This window comes from Paenibacillus sp. FSL M7-0134 (genome assembly GCF_038007865.1).
GTDB classification, from domain to species: domain Bacteria; phylum Bacillota; class Bacilli; order Paenibacillales; family Paenibacillaceae; genus Paenibacillus; species Paenibacillus polymyxa_B.
This window is the reverse complement of record NZ_JBBOXV010000002.1, coordinates 923,536-945,492: the sequence shown is the minus strand read 5'-3', so window position 1 is coordinate 945,492 and position 21,957 is coordinate 923,536. Positions and strand designations below refer to the sequence as shown.

Sequence of the window (21,957 nt, the reverse complement as noted above, 5' to 3'; positions counted from 1 at the left end):
TATCTCTTTTCATTTGGAATCAAGGTTAGAATTTACAGCCTCCGCTATTAGACGGTAGGAGTGAAGCCGCTGATCATAATCGGGAATCGGTGTGACCAACAGAAACTCATCATTATCATATTTAATCTGCAAGCCGCGTAACCGTTCGGCAATATCCGACGGCGTTCCCACCAGCCAGCTGGCTCGCATTGCCGGGTCGCCCAATGAAATCTGACCAGCCCATTGCTGCGCCAGTTCATTCGTCAAGGCACATACTACTCCTACAGCAACCATGGTACGTGGCTTGTCCATCCGGTTGGATGGCTGAAAGCTGAAGCGGTAAATGCTTAGCATTTCTTCCGTTTGCTGTTCACTCATAAACTGACCGAATACATAGCCTGTTGAATACTGGGCGGCATATTCGGCACTCTTTCGGTTTGTACCCAGCATCCACACTGCTGGCGGCTGTTCAGGCATCGGCCGGGCAAACACAGGCACCTGTTCATATTCGTAAGTACCTTCCAGCAAAGCCAATAGAGCTTCCATCGTCTGTGGCAGCTCCGTCACATGTTGAAGAAAATTACCGCTCAGTGCCATTGAAGCATGAGGTCCACCACCAGGTGCTCTCCCCAGGCCCAATTCGACTCTGCCAGGATATAGAGCAGCCAGCAAATGAAACCATTCCGCGACCTTGACTGGACTATAATGCGGGAGCAAAATAGCACCCGCACCCAGTTTGATTGTCTTCGTCACCGCCCCGATATGAGACAGCAGAACTTCCGGGCTGGAGGAAGCCAGCCCCTCCATATCATGGTGCTCCGAGGTCCAGTAGCGTGTATATCCCCATGCTTCTGCCTGTCTCGCTAGTTCACCAGCTCGTTGAACCGCCTGCTCCGGACGGTTACCGGGCAGCAACGGCACCATATCGAGCACACCGAGATTCAACCTTTTCGTAGATAAAGACTGAGATTGCATAGACACATTCCTCCCTCCTGCTATCCATTACAAACCAGTTCCTTCTACTATATAGGGGTAATTTAAAGGTCAATCCAGATCATAAATCGAACCCACCTTCAGGCCGTATAACTCATTATAGATTTTTTCAGCAAAAGCATCGGTCATGCCTGCAATATAGTCTATGACCATATGCTCCCATGTCCAGATCGGTTTCGCCTTGGCTTGGTCGCGCTCATAGCGCTGGAGCCAGTCGCTTGGAATAATAGATTTGGACGTTTCCGGGTCTAGAAAAGCTAACCACAGCCGTCTGAGCATCCACTCACTCCGTTTTTGCAGTCGCTGTACGCGCAGATCGCGGATCATCGTAACCCAAGCAAAGCTTTTCAACACACTCACAGTGCGCAGCATATCCAAATCTTCGCTTCCATCCCGTACGAAGGTCACCTTTTTCCAATTTCCATCCTCAATTACACCCAAGCTGCTGACAAACAGGCTGACCCAGTATGCCTTCACTTCACGGCGGGTACGGGAATAATCGTGTTCACACATCGGCATCTTGCCGTTCCACACCTTCAAAAATTCGCTCAGCACAGCCGCTACCTTCTGCTCAATCTGAGCCAGTTGCCAGCCTTGCCAGAAGCTATCCTCCAACGTGGTGATTTTCTCCGTAATCAGACGAATTAAATACGGATCATATAAGAAGTGCTCATGTACCTCGATTTTCCCAGCCTTAATCCCGTCCTCCAGATCATGCGCAGAATAAGCGATATCGTCGCACAGGTCCATAAGCTGGGCTTCCAACGTTTTTTTACCATCAGGGATACCCCAATCCTCGCGGATGGAACGTATGTATTCCCACTCATGCAGGTACAACCCTTTTTTGTTCAGAATCCCCGGGTACGGGTATTTGTTGATCCCCAGTAACACAGCGTCCGACAAATTCAAACCATCCACGTTCTCACGCTTCTCCAAAAACATAATCAGCCGGAAATTGTGCGCGTTCCCTTCAAAATGCTCATAAATTCGTCGCTCACGCGCATAGGCCTCCTGTCCACGCTTAGACTCCGGTGTGAAGCCTCCGGCAGAGGATATCTTTTCTACCTTTGTTTCAATCAGTTGATCCAAAATCCCGTCCAGCACCTCTTCTCCCTTGTGTCCGAACGGGGGATGCCCAAAGTCATGTGCAATGGAAGCACATTCTACCACCTCAGGGTCAATGATCAGTCCTGCGTTATCTGCCTGTTCCAGCTCTACTTCGGGATGGCGGCGCAGCAAGCTTCGGGATGCTTCACGTGCAATTTGCGCTACCTCCAAAGAATGCGTCAGTCGTGTGCGGTAATAATCGCCCGTGCCTGCGCCAAATACCTGTGATTTACCCTGCAACCGACGGAAAGTCGGTGAATGGATTAAACGGGAGTAGTCCCGCTCATATGCGGCCCGTGAAGCGTCGCTTCGTGTCTGTTCCGCAAATTGCCGATGCTCTCTCTTGTCCTGCCATGTCATAAAGCCCACTCCCTACGTACTCAATTGGAGTGATTATACATTTTTTTTGCGCCTCAGGAAAGCTCACATGACTTTCAGCTGTAAAAGTTACTTTTAGCGTCACTGCGCAGTCGGATTGTGCTTTCGAAGCGAGTATCCTACGGAAAGCTCTTAATGTTACATAAAAAAGGTGTTCCCCAGCCATTTGATTCAGGCCAGAGAACACCCCTTTACTCAACTTTATATACCTCACCACTTTTGCTCTAACGCTTCGCCCTCGGGTCAAGCACATCCCGTAGGCCGTCCCCCATTAGGTTAAAGCCCAATACGGTCAGCATGATAGATACCCCCGGAAAAATAACTGTCCACGGCGCGTTCTGGATATATTGCCGCGAATCGGACAACATTTTACCCCACTCTGGCTCAGGAGGTTGTGCACCCAAGCCCAGAAATCCAAGCGCTGCCGCTTCAATAATGGCCGTTCCGATCCCCAACGTTCCCTGTACGATGATCGGTGTCAGGCTGTTAGGCAAAATATAACGGAGGATGATTCGTGTATTATTGGCTCCAAGCGCTCTGGCAGAAGTGATATACTCCTCCGTTTTGACACTCAGCACCTTAGATCGAACCAACCGTCCATATGTTGGCACATTGACAATGGCAATGGCATACAACGCATTTTCCAATGAAGGTCCTAGAATGGCCACAATGGCAATGGCCAGCAAAATCCCCGGAAATGCCAGTAAAATGTCGAATAGCCGCGAGATGACCATATCTGCCCATTTTCCGTAAAATCCTGCGATTAAACCTAAGGCTGTTCCTACAATCATTGAACCAATAACAGACAAGAAACCGACCCACAACGAGATTCTGGCTCCATACAGCGTGCGAGTCAGTAAATCTCGACCGAGATCATCCGTACCGAACCAATGCTCCGCAGAAGGAGGCTGCAAACGGCTCACCAAATTTTGCTCTTTATAGTCAAAAGGAGCAATCCACGGCGCGATCAAAGCAATGATGACAAAGAAGATAATAATGCTCAGGCCGACGAACGCCATTTTATTGTGACGAAAAGCCCTCCATGCGTCTCTCCAAGGGCCAGTCACGACAGGCAAATGAGCCAATGTGCTGCGTGTCGTCGGTATGTTGTTGGGTTCCATTGAAAATTGTGACATCGGACAAGCTCCCCCTTGAACAATTGGCGACTTGATTACTGATAACGGATACGCCGGTCGAGCACCGCGTACAGCAAATCGACAATCAGATTAATGATGACGAACAGGAACGCAATGATCAGAATTCCGCTTTGAATAACCGGATAGTCACGCGAGCTGATCGCTTCAAAAATGTACCGTCCGATGCCAGGCCAGGCAAAAATGGTTTCTGTCAGTACCGCGCCTCCCAGTAGTGAGCCAGTCTGAAGACCGATGACAGTAAGTACGGGGATCGCAGCATTTTTAAGCGCATGTTTGTATACGACTTGAAAAGATGCCAGCCCCTTCGCCCGAGCTGTACGGATATAGTCCGCATCCATAACCTCCAGCATGCTGGAACGGGTAATGCGCGCAATGACCGCCATTGGAATCGTTCCCAGTGCGATACTGGGCAGGATCAAATGCTTGATGACGGTCCACACCTGATCCATACGTCTACCTATGATCGCATCAATCACGGCTAAATGTGTCACAGCTTCCACCGGATCACGAGAATTCATGCGTCCGATGGAAGGAAGCCAATGCAGTTTATTTGCAAAGATCCATTGCTCCATCAAGCCCAGCCAAAAAATCGGCATCGATACTCCGACCAGGGCAATGACCATACTGACATAGTCAAACCAGGAATTTCGCTTCCAGGCACTCACGATGCCGGCGTTCATTCCGACTACTACAGCAAAAAACATGCTTGCTACTGTCAACTCCAGCGTAGCCGCCAGATAAGGAAGCATTTCCCGGGCAATCGGCTGCCTGGTGCGAATGGAATCGCCCAAGTCCCCTTGTGCCAGCTCACCTAAATAGGTCCCATATTGCTGTAACCACGGCTTATCCAGCCCCAATTGCTCACGTAGCGCCTGCTTGGACTGTTCCGTAGCCTTATCTCCCAGTATGGTTTCCGCCGGATCTCCCGGAATGGCATGAATAATGGAAAAAACGATGAGCGTCATGCCCAGTAATACAGGAATCAATATAGCCAGTCTTTTTACAATATATGAGTTCATATCCTATTCACCGCCTGCTTGCGTTTGGGCTATTCAAAATAAATATTTCCGTACGCTTCAATACCTGCCGGAGAAGGTACAAAACCCTTGAGGTTCGCTTTACCTGCCATCAGCGGTGTGCTATGAACCAATGGAATCCACGGCGCATCCTGTTTAATAATCACTTGTGCTTGTTTATACAGTTCCCCACGCTTGTTCTGGTCGACCTCAACCTGAGCCTTCACCAATATTTTATGAAGTTCCTCATTCACATAAAAACTGCGGTTATTGCCTGGAATCGTATCCTTGTCCAGCAATGTATAAAGAAAATTATCCGGGTCACCATTGTCCCCGTTCCATCCCAGCATATACAGATCATCCTTTTCCCCCGCCTTAACATCATCCAGATACGTAGCCCATTCCGGGGATTGGATGTTTACTTTGACGCCTATTTTTTCAAAATCGGCTTGAATGGCCTCTGCCACCTTTTTGCCGTCAGGCATATAAGGACGAGATACGGGCATTGCATAGAAGGTTAACGGCTCGGGAAGCCCGTTAGGAAAGCCCGCTTCCGCTAGCAAAGATTTAGCCTTATCCAGATCATAGGCGTAGTCCTGAATACTATCGTTGTACCCCCATAACGTAGGTGGCATCGGATTGACCGCAGGCTTAGCCTGCCCTGCAAACAATGCATCAATAATGGCCTGCTTGTTCACTGCGTGATTCAGTGCCTGCCGCACCTTGGGATTATTGAAGGTTTTTTTCTTTAAATTAAAGCCAATGTACGCCACATTAAAGGAGGGACGTTCAATTTTCACCAACTCGCTATTACCGTCTAACTGCTTTGCATCATCCGGGTTCAAATCCTCCATCAGGTCAATTTCCCCGTTTTGCAGAGCATTAAATCTCGCGGTATTGTCGGGTATGGAACGAACAATGATCTTAGCCAGCTTCGGCTGCCCCTCTTTCCAATAGTTTGGATTCTTCTCCAGCGTGATGGTATCGTTCCGTTTCCATTCCTTAAATACAAAAGGACCCGTGCCGACCGGATTACTCTTGAAATCAGCCTTTTTCTCCTGAATAGCCTTGGGACTTGAAATACTAAAGGATGGCATAGCGATATTTTGTAAAAACGGCGCCTGCGGCTTGTTTAGTGTAAACTGGACGCTGTTCGCATCTACCGCTTTAACCTCCTTAATCACCCTACTTCCTTCAGGACCGAACATAGAATCATAATAGTCAAACGAGTCACCTTCAAATTTGTATGGACTTTTCGGATCAGCCCAGCGGTCAAAGTTAAACACAACCGCTTCTGCGTTAAAGTCACTTCCGTCATGAAATTTTACACCCTGACGCAGCTTGAACGTATAGACCAGTCCATCCGGTGATACTTCCCAGCTCTCTGCAAGCCCCGGTTGGATCTCCGTTGTGTTTTGCTTATATTCCAGCAGTGTGTCGAACACTTGCATTCCGATTTTTAGCGACTCGCTTTCAGTCACAATGGCAGGATCTAGCGCCACGGAATCTCCGCCGCGTCCATAAATGAGTGTGTCCTGCACGCCCTCTCCTGCTCCGCTTGGTGTTTTCCCTGCCTCTGGCTTTGCTCCTTCACCTGATCCCCCACAACCGGAAAGCGCCAAAACAGCTCCTAGCGCAAGCACCAGCAGAACGGTCCAGATTTTGTGTTTTGCATACTTTTTGCTCATGCAGCAAACCCCTTTCACACCTTATATATTGTTAATTCATTGATACCGGATGAATGCCAATTCCTTTGGATTGACATGACAAGCTTGTCCTCAAGCTGTGGTCCCAAGTTCCGAGTTCATCAAATAGGTGTAGTAGGACAGAAGTTTTCATAATCTAGTGGTGTAAGAGATGCTGTAGGGTAATGAATAGATGTGATGTAATAAATAGAAAGAGGAGTATGTGAGGTCGTGGTGAAAGTGTGATATATACTCACAAACAGTGAATATTATGCTCAAACAAAGTTGATTATTGGATACTTTACTATAAAATCTGGAAGCATACAAGGGGGTTTTTCATACATTACGATATGTTTTTATACATCATGTCAATTAATATTACAAACCAACTTACACGATCATATCAAATAAATACTCCTGCTTGGGGTCTTCAACCTCCAAGCAGGAGCATAATCTTACCTCAAAAATGTATTCAGCACCAAACCTACAGACACGGCTTGGGCTCCTTTTACGATAGAGAAATGATCGCCAGGCACTTTATGCGTGAACATTTCCCCCTTACAATACAATTCCCATCCTTTATATCCTAATTCCCAGGTATGTTCTGAAATAAACAAACATACAGGGGCCTTTACAGCTCGATCGGGCTGGTAGACATGCTGCATTTTCACCCAATGATTCACACTTTTAAAGCGTTCTAGTAATTCACTTCGTCCCAACTCATTAAATTCTGGTAGCAAGGGGAGTACACTGGCTGGAAATGCTCGCTTCCACTGCGAAAAATCCAACGTTTCTTCCATCCTCTCCAGTTCCTGAATATGGTGGTCCCAGTGATCTTCCTTGCCATACTTCAAAGGTGGCAGTGTGTCCAGAATGGCCAAAAGTTCGACACGTTCTTCTTGTTCTTCCAATTGTCGCGTCATTTCGAAAGCAAGCGTTCCCCCCATACTCCACCCCGCAACATAATACGGGCCTGTTTTCTGAATACTTTTCAATTGATTCACATATCGGTGTGCCGCTTCCTTCATCCCGGCTGTTTTATTTTCAGCAAGAATCGAAGCATCCATTTTTATGCCCCAATAATTCCAAGTAGCTGTAAGTCCGTTGACCAATTCCATGTAGCAACTGACATCCAAGCTTCCATCATGGATGAAAAAAAGGTGCTTATCCTGCGCTGTGCCGGGCTTTAAGAGAACAAGCGTGTCTGCTCTGGCTGGAAACACACTTCTTTCCTTTCCCTGCAATGCACTTGCCAGTAGGCGGATAGTAGGAAAAGTAAATAATTTGGTGAGCGGCAGGTCTATCCCTAACTCACGCAAAACTAGTGAAACCAGCTTGGTAGCCTTGAGCGAGCTTCCTCCCAGGGTGAAAAAATTGTCCGTTACACCAATGCGTTCCGTCGGCAGGTTCGTGGGCAGAACCATCGACCAGATGCGAACCAGCTCCTGTTCCAGTTCATTGCAAGGAGGGACATATTCATTCTCCCGCAGTGCTTCAAGATCAGGCTCTGGCAACGCGTTCCGATCAACTTTGCCATTCACATTCAGTGGCAAACGCGGAAGTCGGATCAGACAGGCAGGAATCATATAATCCGGCAAATATGTAGCCAGCTCCAGCCGGACTTCTGCCTGTGACATTTCAACGTCGGAAACAAAGTAAGCACAGAGGTATTTGATCCCGTCGCTGTGCTGACGAACAAGCACGACTGCTTCCTGAATCCCCTCTATATGTGCAAGCCGAGCCTCTATCTCGCCGGTTTCAATACGGAAGCCCCGAATTTTGACCTGGTGATCCATGCGACCCAAAAATTCAAGCGTTCCGTCAGCCAGCCATCGGGCACAATCTCCAGAACGGTACATACGCTCTTCTGGGAGCCAGGGATGAGAAACAAATTTGGCTGCCGTTAATTCCTCCCGAGCCAAATAGCCACGCGCCAATCCTTCACCTCCAATGCACAGCTCACCCGGCACTCCAATGGGCTGAAGTTGATTGGACGCACTCAGGATATAAAGCTGTGTGTTGGCGACAGGCTTGCCAATCGGCACGTTATGGTCATAGTCCTCCTGAATCGTATGGAACGACGTAAAAATTGTATTTTCCGAAGGACCGTAGGCATTGACAATCGTTAAATCCGGCTGGGCGGCGCGAAGGAGCTTCATATGCTGCGGAGACAAGGCGTCTCCCCCGGTCATGATCAATCGAAGTCCAGTAAAGATGGAAGGTTTCTCATCAATCAGCTGATTTAGCAAAGGAGCCGTGAACCATGCCATCGTGATTCCATACTGTGCCATCCTCTTGCCGAGTATGTCGGCAGATAAAAGCTCTTCTTTTTCAATGAGATACAAGGTTGCCCCGCTCAGCAGTGTTCCCCACAGTTCAAAAACCGACACATCAAAGGCCAGGGAACACGTCTGCAATATTCGATCCTCTTGCGTAATAGCCAACGGCCCTGGCTCTAACACTAGGCGAGCAAAGGATTGATGCTCAATCATTACACCCTTTGGTTGTCCTGTAGACCCTGAAGTATAAATAATGTACATCACATTGTGCGCCTGATTGCTGTCCTCCAGATTACGGGGTTCTCCCGTATAGAGACTATGGTCTGTGAGCAGTAACATGTCCACCCCAGGAAAGCATCTGGTGCTGGCAGTCGGTAGAAGGCATATTTTCGCCTGACTATCCTGTAATAGATATTGAATCCGTTCATCTGGGTAGAGCGGATCAATCGGTAAATAAGCGGCCCCGGCCTTCAAAATAGCTAAAATACCAACAATCATCTCCAACGCAGGCGTAGCTAAAATACCGACGACATCTTCTGCCTGAACTCCCTTTTGCCGTAAAACCCGCGCCAATTGATTGGCACGTTCATTTAATTCATCATACGTTAGTTGCTTTTCTTTCCACCTCACGGCTGGATGGTCAGGCGTCCGTATCACTTGCTGTTCGAACTGTCGATGGATGGTTACCCCATGCGAATTTTTTTCGTATGCATTTTTGCTGTGGGTCTGATTAAAAGTATGAAGTAAAACGGTGCGCTCTTCTTCTGTAACCATATCAATGTCTTCAATCCGAATATCGGGTTGTTCGCCAATGATTTCGACAATTCTGGCAAAATGCCGTAGCATACGGCGGGCGCTTTCCTCCGTAAACAACGCTTTGCGATATTCCAGTTCCAGTCCGATACCCTCCTGCATTTCGTATGCATACAAGGTGATATCAAATTTAGCGATTTTATGTTCAAAAGTATAAGGAGAAAACGTGACCTCTGTTGCCTGCACGACAGGCTGCGGTACATTTTCCAATACAAAGCAAGCATCAAATAAGGGATTACGACCACTGATTCGTTCAGGATTGACCTGCTCCACCAGCATATCAAAGGGGTAATCCTGATGCTCAAACGCAGCAAAAGTTCGGTCTGCCACTTCTTCCAGAAAATCAGAGAACCGCTTGGTTCTCTGCGGTTTTTGGCGCAAGGCGAGCGTGTTCACGAACATGCCCACAATCCCTTCAAACTCGGAATGAGTCCTTCCGGCGACAGGTGTTCCGATGACCAGATCCTCCTGTCCGGCATATTTGGACAGAAGGATGCTGTACACAGCGAGTAGAACCATATACAACGTAACATTGTGCTGCAAGCATAATGCACGCAAGGAGTGAGCCGTGTTAGCTTCAATCGAGTACGATACGATCCCGCCGCTGTAATCGGACCTTAAGCCTTTTCCATCTGTAGGCAGCGACAGCAGAGGAACATCCTCTGTAAATTGGTTCAGCCAAAATTCACCCTGTTTCTGAATATGAATATCGCTTAATTGATCGTTTTGCCAGATCGTATAATCGACATACTGAAACTCTAATGGAGCAAGCTCCTGTCCCTGATATAGAGCCATCAGCTCTTCAAATATAATGTTGATGGTTACCGCATCCGCGATGATATGGTGGATATCAAACAGGAACAGAATCTCCCCATCAACCAAAGGTACAAGCTCAGCCCGCCATAGAGGGGCCTCGTTCAGATTGAACGGACGGATAAACTCGTTAACAAGCTTATCCGTACTCTGATCCGAAAGTTCTCTATAGGGAATCGATACATCGATGGATTCATGGACGAGTTGTAAAACCTCGCCGTCCTTTTGAATAAAGGACGTTCGCAAGCCCTCATGACGTTCTGTCAGCCTACACCATGCTCTGTACAGCCGCTCTGGCTCCAGCGCTCCTTTGATGATTCGAATGCTGGGCATGTTATAGATAATGTTAGGTCCGAGAAGATCATGAATCAGATATAGCCGTTTTTGCGCCGAAGATGTTTCATATCCTTCATAATGCATGATGCTAAATCTCCCTCCGTCGGCGTTCTTTTTTCTCTACTTTTACTGATGACAGTGCATGCTGCTGAACTGGTATGACTTCTCTCATAAGCTTTCCATCGCCCCGAAGTATGTTGCTAATCTCGGTTTCCTCTGTTCTGAAAAACTCAATGGCAAACGGAACAGATTCATGAATAAGCTGAACAATCTCGCCGTCGATCACATCAAATGTGGTCCTAAAAGCTTCGTGACGCTGAATAAGCGCTTGGAAGGCTCCCTCAAGTCTGGCCATGTCCAATTCTCCTTCCAGCATCATGGCGCCCGGTAGATTATAGCTTAGATCCTCTGGATTCAGCTCGTGCATCATAAAAAGACGCATTTGAGCAGATGAGGCCGGATAATGGGCGCTTGGAGTCGCAGCAGGGATCAAGGAACGGACTGTCGCTTCATCCTCGTGATGACACTCAACTCTTCTGGAGCTTATGTGATCTGAAAGTTGTCGAATGGTCGGAGCTGCAAAAAGTTCCTTTAAAGTAATCTCGATGGCCAACATTTGACGCACACGCAAAATGAACTGGTAAGCGAGCAACGAATCTCCGCCAAACTCAAAGAAATGATCATCTATACCTACTGCGCCTGTTTTGAAAATGTCCGCCCACAACAGGAGCAGTTGCTGTTCCATTTCGTTGCGGGGCGGTGTATGTTCTTTGCCGGAAGGCAACTCTACCCCCAAGGTATTTAACGCCTTACGGTCCAGCTTTCCGCTTGAACCTAGAGGCATCGTCTCCACCTTTACAAAACGTAAAGGAATCATATATTCCGGTAATCGTTCCAGCAAAAATGCCCGCAGTTCTCGAACTGTACAGTCGGTTTGCACAACCAGATAAGCACACAAATACTTGTTGCCCTGCTCATCTGTCAAATCAAGTACAGCCGCCTGCTGAATGTCGTTATTTTGCAAGAGGGCTGTTTCAATTTCACCTGTCTCAATCCGGTAGCCTCCGATTTTCACCATTTGATCCGATCGTCCCAAGTAAACAATCTCGCCGCTAGGCAGCATCCGGGCAAGATCGCCTGTCCGATAGATTCGCTCACCTGGTACAAAAGGATTGGGGATAAAACGCTCTGCCGTAAGTCCATCCAGATGTACATACCCGCGTGCCAGATGGCACCCTCCCAGACAAAGCTCTCCTACCTGCCCCAAACCAACCAACGCCAGCTCCTGATTTAAAATATACGCCCGGGTGTTGCCCACAGGCCGTCCGATCGGAATCGGACCTTCGGAAGATACAGACGTACACGTATAGGCTGTTGCAAACACACTGGCTTCCGTAGGCCCATACAGATTAAGTAATCTCGCTTCCGGGAACTTCAGATTAAAACTTCGCACCTGCTCCTGGCCAATCTGTTCGCCACCCGACATGACCCAACGCAAAGTGGCTGCTTGGATTGTATCCTCGACTGAAAGCTCTGACAAAAACATTTGCAGCACGGTAGGAATGAAGAAAGCCACTGTAACCTGATGCCTGTGAATGGTATCCAGCATTTGACGGGTATCCGTTTCTGCACCTGCCTCCAATAACACCAATCTTCCTCCGCCCATGAACCAGCTGAAAAGCTCGACGATGGAACCATCAAAGGTATAGGATGCTTTTTGCAGCACCGTGTCCTGCTCCCTTAAACCAAGCTGTTGTGCCAGCCATACCACTCGCGCACTAAAGGCGTGATGCTCCACCATCACCCCTTTGGGCTGCCCGGTTGAGCCGGAGGTGAAGATGACATAAGCCAGATGATCAGGCTGGATGACAAGCTCTGGATTACCTCGTTCTTGCTGATCCTGACACAGTAAGTCAACGTCGATGATCTGCTGGATTTCTTCATCCATCCAGCTGGCATGGCACTGCTGATGGGTCAGAATCCATTCAGCCCCAGCGTCTGCCAGGATGTAGCGAATCCGTTCCTTTGGATCGGCTGGATGAATGGGGAGGTATGCCGCCCCTGCTTTTAACACGCCCAATAAAGCAACAATCATTTCCGGTGAGCGCTCCATAACAATAGCTACTACTTGCTCTGGCCGGGTACCGGAGTCCAGTAGGCTATGTGCAACCAGATTCGCCCGTCGATTCAATTCCCCGTAGCTGATCTCCTGTTGACCGGAAATGAGAGCGATATGCTCAGGGTTTCGGCTTGCTTGACCCTCGAAATATTGATGTAACAGCTTTACGGACCCCGGACCCATGTCTGTCTGATTGAAATCATGGACAAGTGTCTTCCATTCCGCCTCGCTCACCGATTCCGAAGCCGCTATGGCAAGCTCACTCACCCAGTCCTCTTCCTTGTGGACGCTTGCTGACTCAAGTATTTCCTCTCTGTCCCGCTGATTCGGGTCAACTGCCACCTTTTCTATCCGAAGCTCTCCAATCTTTTGCTGTGGATTGACAAGGACAGTGTGTAAGATTTGAAGGAATTCCCGGCTCAAGCGTTCCACCGTCTCCCCGGTAAAGAGATCTACATCGTATTGAAGGATACATTCGATATGCTCGTCGGTCATGGCTGCAGTAAATGTTAAATCGAATTGTGCTCCTGTATACTCCGCTTCATCACATGGAGTCAGTTTCAGACCGGGTAATTCTACGATGGTACGGGAAGACTCGTTCAATAATGCAAACATGGTATCGAACAGCGGATTGCGACTTGTTTTGCCAGCCAAATTCAACTTCTCAACCAGTTGCTCAAACGGATAGTCCTGATGCTCAAAAGCCTGAAGAGAACGTTCCTTTACCTGCATTAAAAATTCGTGTACAGTCATGTCCTTCTCCGGTGTGTTGCGAAGGGCCAACGTATTGACGAACATGCCGACAAGAGGACTCAGGCTCGCATGAGTTCTGCCGGATACCGGAATGCCAACGATAATATCTTCCTGTCCACTGGCTTTGGCCAGCAATAGGTTATAGGCCGCCAATAGAACCATAAATACCGTGACATTTTGTTGCAGGGCAAAGCGTTTTAACTTCCACGTCCATTCCTGATCCAGCTCAAAATGAATGGCTTGCCCTTCACCTCTTCTCACATCGGGGCGTGAAAAATCCGTAGGCAATTCCAGCTCTGTAATTTCCCCTTGAAAAAGCTCCAGCCAAAACTGCTCCTGCTGACGGAATTCCACACTGTTCAAAAACTCACGCTGCCACACGGCATAGTCTTTATACTGGATCGTCAATTCCGGTAAGTTCATGCCCCCGTATAAACGAGCAAATTCCTCGACGATTATCTCTTGGGAAAGACCGTCCGTAATAATATGATGCATATCAATGAACAGCAAATGACGGTTGGCAGGCTGATGAATAACCTGAACGCGGAACAATGGCTTTTGCCGGAGATTAAAGGGCTTGATTAATCCATCCTGTTCCACTAATATTCCACGTTCACGGCCCGATTGAATTTCTTCTATCCATGTCGCTAACCCCTGAACCGTACCTGCCCGGAAGAAATCGCGCAGTGTCAGATTTACATTCCATTCCTTGTTAATAAGGTAGACCAGCTTGGTTGCCAGCAAGGATTGCCCGCCCAGCAGGAAGAAGTCATCCTGTGTGCCAATCTGCTCCCGGTGCAGGATTTCCGACCAAAGCTCAACCAGGCGTTCTTCCATGGGTGAAGCTGGATGTACATAGGCCGTACCGACCTTGATACTTTCATTAACCTGCGGTAAAGCATGACGGTCGATTTTTCCGTGATGTGTTAACGGGATCTCATCGACTCGAACAAAGTAAGACGGAATCATATATTCAGGCAAGGTTACCGACAGATGGGTCTTCAGTTCTACCACCGACAATTCCTGATCTGTAACGATATAGGCGCATAGCTCATGCATACCAGGCTGGACTTCCTGAACCAACACCACTCCATCCTGTATACGCGGGTGCTGGAGCAACGATTTTTCAACCTCGCCCGGCTCAATGCGGTAACCCCGCACTTTAACCTGCTGATCGACTCTTCCTAAAAATTGAATTTGCCCATCTTCAAGATATCTGCCCAGATCACCCGTTTTGTACATCCGCTCGCCCGGTATCCACGGATTTGCTACAAACTGCTGCTGCGTCAGTTCGGGGCGGTTCATATAGCCGCGTGCAACTCCCCAGCCTGAAATACATATTTCACCGGGTACCCCGATAGGCATAACATCCGTACCCCTGCGATTCATGATGTATACCTCAGCATTGGCTACAGGCCGTCCGACAGGCAATGGATGGACAGCTGGAATATCCGGCACACAATAATAGGTAGCACAGACGGTCGCTTCTGTTGGTCCGTACGTATTGTAGACCTTTGCCGAGCGCAACAACTGGGTGACATATTCACTTTTCAGCACATCCCCCCCGCTAATATAAGTGCGAATATGCGGGAAAGGGGACAGTTGATTTAGCTCATTTAAAATAAACGGCGAGGCACTGACCACGGTCACTTGCTGCTGGCGAATGAATTGGTTCAGCCATTGGATGTCCTTCAGTTCATCCCGTGAAACCATAGCCAGCGTTCCCCCTGCTGCCAATGTAGGGTATATTTCCTCCACGGATGCATCAAAGGTAATGGCTGCCTGCTGGAGCACTACGTCCTCAGCCGTTAGATGGAACTCATGCTGGAAAGCCGTGATGTAATTCGTTACATTTCTATGCTCAACCATGACTCCTTTGGGCTTACCGGATGATCCTGACGTGTACAAAATATAAGCCAAATGGTGAGATGCCAGAGACTCCTTACCTGCAAGTGCAAAAGCTAGATTATCAGCATCTACGCTGTACAAGGCCGGATCACTTACATCCATGACAGACCCTGTAAAACGAAGCGTGTCGATGCTGACGGTGTCCGTAGAAGTTAGGAGCAGAGACACGCCGCTGTCCTCCAGCATGTAGGCCACCCGCTCCGTCGGATGTTCCGGGTCCATAGGGACATAGGCTGCTCCTGCTTTGAGTACGGCAAGCATGCTGGTCAGCATATCCAGCGAACGGGGAACCAGGATACCGACAGCTTGGTCCGGTACCAAATGATAAGTTAGCAAGTGCCGGGCAAGCTGATTAGCTCTGATATTCAATTGGCTGTAAGTCAGCGAATGCTCTCCGTAGACGGCAGCAATCCGCTCAGGATGCTGTTCAGCCTGCTCTTCAAACCACTGGTGAACCAGCTTTTCCTGTGGGTAATTCACCCGGGTTTCATTCCACTCGTACAGGGTTCGCTGCTGTTCTTCCGCCTGATTCATGGAAATGAGGCCAATCGGCCGCGAAGCATCAGCACAAACTTCTTGTAAAAGATTCTTGTAATAGCTCGCAAGCCGACGTATGGTCTCTCCCTTGAACAGTTGGGTCGCATACTCAAAGTGAAAACGCAGCTTGCCTTCATTTTCAACCCATATGACTGTCAGATCGACTTGGACAGCCTCCATCTTAGCTTCCAACGGAGTAAAGCGAAGCCCGTTGATGCTCATCGGCTCCCCCCGAAAGTTCTGGGAAATAAACTGAACATCAAAAAGTGGGTTCCGGCTCCGGTCTCTCGGTACGTCAAGCTGATTCAGCAGCATTTCAAAGGGATAATCCTCATGCTTATAGGCTTCAAGCGCGTGCTTCTTAACCTCCTGCAAATATGCTGCGAAAGGCTTATCTTCAGCTGGCGCAGTTCGTAGGGCCAGCGTATTGATGAACAGCCCAATCATGTGCTGGACCTCTTCCGACTGGCGACCTGCGCTTGGAATGCCAATAATGATCTCTTCCTGATTCGCATATTTGGCCAATAAAGTGCTATAGACAGCGTACAGAAGCATAAAGAGCGTAACCCCATGCTGTACCGCTGTTTTTTTAGCCAAAGCTGTTAATTCCTCACTCAGATCAAATGTATAGACATCCCCGGCATTGCTCATTTGCGCTGCCCGCGGCTCATCTGTAGGCAAATCAAGTACAGGCAGCGTCCCCTTAAATACGTCCAGCCAGTATGCCTCCTGCTTTTTCATTTCGGCACTGTCCAGACGCTGATTTTGCCACAATGTAAAATCGGTATATTGCATAGGCAGTTGCGGTAGATCCTGTCCAGAATAGCCCTGTATCATTTCACTTAATAAAATACCAATCGAGGCTCCATCGGCTGCAATATGGTCAACATCGCACAGAAAGAGGTGGGAATCGTCCTTCAGCCGGATCAGCTTCGCCTTTAACAGCGGCGCACGATTCAGGTCAAAGGGACGGATAAATTCATCCACATACGCTTCCAGCTCGCGCCCGTCCCCTTCGCTATATTCCAGTGAAAAATCTACCTCCGGGTACACTCTCTGTACCAGTTCGTTATCCCGCAACTCAAAAGCGGTGCGCAGCGAGCTATGACGACGAATTACCGCATATATGGCTTTCTCCAACCGATGATGATCCAGATTACCAATGATGGTCATCGCACTGCATAGATTGTTCAAGGTGCTATGTCCTGCCATTTGACGCATCATATAAAATCGACGCTGCGTCGAGGAAGCTGGGTACACCTCACGTTGTTCCACCGGATGAATGATCAGATTTTTGTCAGCTGATTGGGATGCAGGCAGCTCCGTTTCCGTCAGAAGAGGCTGCTTCGCTTCTCCATCCGTATACAGGGCTAATTCGCTGACCGTCATATAGTTGAAGATATCGCTCATATCCACTTTTTTGGACAAGCTTTGATTCATCTGTCCCACCATTTTACTAGCAATCAGGGAGTCTCCTCCCAGCTCATAAAAACTGTCATAGATGTTCAGCTCATCAAGCCCCAGCACTTCCGCCCATATGCTTGCGATCACCTTTTCAGATGAGCTATATTGTTCTGTTGCCCGACCACGCAACTGCACAGGACGGCGCACGGCAGCAGATGACGTGACCGCATGGTCATGCAGAAGCCGACGATGACGGTCCAGAATAGCCCGCATTTCATGAGAAAATCCGAAAGGAATGGCAGCGGAATCCAGCGCGGCCACCTGAGCGTAATTCAAGCCACCCACAATGACACGCGGAACGGGATGAAGCAATAATTGTTCAAGAGCGGCCAGTCCCTCTTGTGTGGACAGAGCCTGAAATAAGCTCTCTTGGAAATCAACCTCATGCTCAAAAGCCATCCCAACTTCCTGCCAAGGAGCCCAGTTGATGGCAAGCGTACGTCGGCCAGAGTGATTCCGCCACTCGGCAAAGGCATCCAGATAGGCGTTGGCTGCCGTGTAGTCGCTTTGGCCTGGTCCACCCATCAGTGAAGTCACAGATGAAAAAAGAATAAAAAAGTCCAGTGTATCCGCAGCGGTGATTCGGTCAAGCACATGTGTGCCTGTTACCTTCGGAGCCAGTACCTCGGTAAAGCGGTCCTGGCTCTTGAGAGCCATAAAACCGTCTCCAGCCACACCCGCAGCATGGATGATACCGTGAATAGCCCCATACTTGTGGCGAAGTTCATTCAAGGCTTGCTTCATAGCGGTCTCGTCAGCTACATCGACAGCATAATATTCTACCTGCGCTCCCTGCTGCTCCAATTCCAGTAAGGCGGTAACCATATTCAGCATCCTTGTATTCATATCTGGCTTTAAGTTCTGTCTTACGTTACGGCTTCCGTTCGAATCAGCGTTTGCAATGGCCTCCCATTGCTCCTTGGGTGGCAAAGGCTTGCGACCTATCAATCCCAGTGTGACCTGACCTTTAGAAGCAAGCCATTTACCGATTGCCAATCCCAGCCCGCCAGTACCCCCAGTTATGACATAGGTTCCCTGCGGTCTGATCGTAATCGGGTCAACTTCGCTTTCCGTCAGATCCACAGGTTCAATCTGCTCTACATAACGTTCGCCGTTACGCCAAGCGACCAGAAATATATCAACATCGTGCCGTAGGGAATGAATGAGTTCTGAAGGCTGGGTGCTTGTATCTATATCGAGGCAACGGCAGCTCAGATCAGGGTATTCCTGACCGATGACACGGGCCAGCCCAAACAAGCCCGCATGTTCTGGTTTTAATTCATTTTCCAATTCATTCACTTTATAAGCCTGCTCAGCGATCACCGTCAGTTCCTTAACAGCTGACTTGGTCTCTGCGATTGCCTTAGCCAGATGAAATAGCTGAACCATAGACTGCCCGTTCCAGAGGTATATCAGTTTCTTAGCATTCTGACATCGCATCTCTGTCAACAAGCGTCTATGATCTTCCTCGGAACCCGTAGAGAAGTAAGCATGGTCTGACATTTTAGTAAAGGTGACTCCTCGCTTCACTTCAACCACATCATACCCTTCGTGCGCTAACAATCCACGTAGCGTTACACCGATCGGACGGTTATCAGTGAATAATAAAATCGTTTCCAGCGGTGTGGATAACACTGAATCATTTGCGGTCCGGGTTACTGTATCTTCTTCATACTCGGAGGGTGCTTGTTCTTGCTTTTTCCATACAATCTGATGATATTTATGATGTTCTGTATAGCGGGTTCGTTTAAGATCCGCCTCGTGTACACGTTTGACTGCATAATCTTCAATTTCTACCAGTACCTGACCTTCGGCACCCAGAATGAGCACATCTACCGTTAAAATTTCTCCACTTTCCCTGACCTTGCTTTTTTTGCGCAGATAGCTGTAGCAAAGCCGTGGAAGGGAGTCGTAAATGCGCAACTTGTGATATGAAAATGGCAGAAACAGGCCATTTCCTAAACTCTGGCTTGCTACCCCGACGGCCACATCCAACAAAGCGGGATGCAGCACGTATTGACTTACATCCATTTGATAGGCTGCGGGCAGCTCCAGCTTAGCCAACACTTGATCTGTTCCAATTGCAATCGTCCGTAGCGTCTCCCACCGCGGCCCGAATGAAAATGCAGCAGCAGCTTCGGCATGATTCTCACCGACTACTACTTCCTGATCGTTGCACTCAGTCCGAATATCGCCCAGACTCATAACAGGATGGGCTGCCTTTACAAATACCGCGCGCCCCTGTGCATGCCTTACCCAATTCTGCTCCCACGGCTGAACTGAGGGTCCCGTCCGGCTTAATACCTTAAACGAAAACGTCTCACCCTCCCGTTGCAAAACGGTGTGTACTTCTCTTTCTTCCTCTGCATCCACGATGAGCGGAGAAATAAACTGGATATCATATAGCTCCAGCACCTTGCCTGGACGCTTGTATTTTTCCAACCCTGCCCTAACCATTTCCAGATAAGTGGTTCCTGGTACAATACAGTTTTCCATAATCTTATGCTCGCTTAGTACCCAATGACGCCCAACAGAGAAACGGGTCAGGTAAATATCCTGATCCTCGGTTTCTGCCAAACAATAGTCCAAAAGCGGATGTGTTGTTTCCATCTCTGTGAATTTTCGAACATGGGAAGCCTGAGAAACGACTGCCTTCTCCTCTACCTCCACCCAGCATCGCTTAGGCTCAAAAGGATAGGTGGGAAGGCTTCGTCTGTGGCACGCTTTGCCTTCATACAAGCTCTCCCATTCCACATCTGCTCCCTCAACATACATACGGCACAGAGAATCCAGCGTATCGAACTCGAATGAAGACTGGGTCAGTTTCTCTTTGGCTGATGCTGTCAGTCTTCTGGATTCCTCCAGCGTAAGCTCCCCTGCTTCTTTTTCCTTCTGTGCAGATACAACCTTATGACATCCAAAATACACACCCAGTATGAACTCTTCTTGTTTCGCTTGTCCGCTGAAGCCTGAGGTCTGAATTTGAGTCAGCTTTGCTCCTAGATCATCCCAATCCCGGCACAAAATCGCTAGACGAAAGCCGTACTGCCCTCGTCCGGTATTGGCGGTATAACAAAGATCGCGTAACGGATAGGTTTTGGGTTCCATGACATATTGCTGATATTGCTTCACATAGGCTGCAAGCACTGTTTCATTTTTAGCAGATAACGTAAAAAGCTGAACCGTTTCCGGTGTTTCCTGCTCCAACTGGCCACCATCCTGCATTTCAGCCCACACCGGGGCCTCTTCCAGAACGACATGGCAGTTCGTACCGCTGAGCCCGAAGGAACTGACTCCGCAGCGTCGCGGAAAATCCTCCTTGGGCCAAGGCTGCAGCTTGTCATTCACATATACAGGCGAATCAATAAAGCTAATATCCGGGTTTGGGCAGGTAAAATGTAGGCTCGCCGGAATTTCTGCATGCTCCAAAGCGAGCACTGCCTTTAAAAAGCCCGTGATTCCCGCACTGTTATCCAGGTGACCTACATTGGTTTTGACCGAGCCTATGGCACAAAATTGATTCCGGTCGGTATACTGCCGAAAGGCTCTCCGTATACCATCAATCTCCACTGGATCACCCAGCTTGGTGCCTGTCCCATGAGCTTCAATATATGTAATGGTATCCGGGTCAATCCCAGCATCCTTCCAGGCCCGTACAATGACATCCTCTCCTGCCAGCGAATTGGGAGCCGTAATCCCGGCTGAAGTCCCGTCATTGTTCACAGCACTGCCTTTAATGACAGCATAAATATGGTCCTGGTCCTGAATGGCCCGCTTCAAGGGTTTGAGCAGAACAGCGGCTACACCTTCTCCTCCACCTGTGCCATCTGAAACGCTATCGAACGTTCTCGTCCGGTCATCCGAGGAGCCTACACCCAGCCCCCCGCCCTTTCCTTCTTTGACGGGTACGAGTGTGACCTTCACCCCGCCGGCAATCGCCGTATCACAATCGCCGTGCCGCAAATCCCGACAGGCCAGGTGAATGGCCACCAAAGATGAGGAGCATGCGGTATCCACCAACAGACTAGGCCCTTTTAAATCGAGCAGATAGGCGATCCGACTGGCAATCATGGAATGGATATTACCCGGAATCGCTGAGGAGGCGGAGGAAGGAGCCATCTCTGCTATAAACCGCTTATATTCCTCACCAAAATCACTGCTGTAGCCGACATAAACTCCTGTCCGACTGCCGGAAAGCCTTTTACCGCCGTACCCCGCATCTTCAGCCGCCGCCCAGGCAGACTCCAAAAACAGCCGCTGGTTTGGGTCCATTAATCGCGCTTCACCCGGAGAAATTTGAAAAAAGGGATAGTCAAACTTATCAATTTCCTCCAGAAATCCGCCTTCATTTAACGCCGTTTGCTCATTCAGCAGCCCGGCTTGGAAGAGGCTCTCCAGCTCCTTTTTTCGTCGGGCAGGAAAAGGACGTATGGCGTCCTGCCCCGCCCGCAGCAGCTCCCAAAACTGAGCTGCATTTTGACTTCCGGCAATTTTACAGCTAATTCCGATGACTGCAATATCCGAATCTCGTAGCTCATTAACCGCGATCGGACCCGCCTCCAAAAAATCCTGTTCATTGAATTGAAGAGCCGCCAGATTGAATCCTGTTTTTGTCATCCT

General features: G+C 48.8%; 7 protein-coding genes. All 7 read right to left on the bottom strand.

Annotated elements, in window-relative coordinates; all coding sequences use genetic code 11:
- Positions 1-9: 9 nt before the first annotated feature.
- The 7 genes from NSQ58_RS19800 to NSQ58_RS19770 all read right to left on the bottom strand — a co-directional run bounded on the left by NSQ58_RS19800 (position 10) and on the right by NSQ58_RS19770 (position 21,954).
- On the bottom strand, positions 10-954 hold the full coding sequence (locus NSQ58_RS19800) for an MsnO8 family LLM class oxidoreductase (protein ID WP_341058551.1): 945 nt from the start codon (positions 952-954) through the stop codon (positions 10-12).
- Between the two features lie 69 nt (positions 955-1,023).
- Positions 1,024-2,439 carry a deoxyguanosinetriphosphate triphosphohydrolase family protein gene (locus NSQ58_RS19795; protein WP_028543119.1) on the bottom strand — a complete coding sequence of 472 codons (1,416 nt, stop codon included), beginning with the start codon at positions 2,437-2,439 and terminating at the stop codon, positions 1,024-1,026.
- 242 nt (positions 2,440-2,681) lie between these two features.
- A complete protein-coding gene (nikC, locus tag NSQ58_RS19790; protein WP_023987407.1) occupies positions 2,682-3,593 on the bottom strand; it encodes a nickel transporter permease in 912 nt (303 codons plus the stop codon).
- Between the two features lie 35 nt (positions 3,594-3,628).
- The gene (locus tag NSQ58_RS19785; protein ID WP_341058092.1) at positions 3,629-4,633 is read right to left on the bottom strand and encodes an ABC transporter permease; all 1,005 of its coding nucleotides are present in this window, start codon (positions 4,631-4,633) and stop codon (positions 3,629-3,631) included.
- A gap of 29 nt (positions 4,634-4,662) precedes the next feature.
- Positions 4,663-6,318 (bottom strand): ABC transporter substrate-binding protein, encoded by a 1,656-nt coding sequence (locus NSQ58_RS19780; protein ID WP_023987405.1) that lies wholly within the window; start codon positions 6,316-6,318, stop codon positions 4,663-4,665.
- A 452-nt stretch (positions 6,319-6,770) separates the two neighbouring features.
- Entirely contained in the window at positions 6,771-10,640 is a 3,870-nt protein-coding gene (locus NSQ58_RS19775; protein ID WP_341058091.1) for a non-ribosomal peptide synthetase, read from the bottom strand.
- Between the two features lie 4 nt (positions 10,641-10,644).
- Complete coding sequence (locus NSQ58_RS19770; protein ID WP_341058090.1) at positions 10,645-21,954, bottom strand: amino acid adenylation domain-containing protein; 11,310 nt, start codon at positions 21,952-21,954, stop codon at positions 10,645-10,647.
- Between the last annotated feature and the right edge of the window lie 3 nt (positions 21,955-21,957).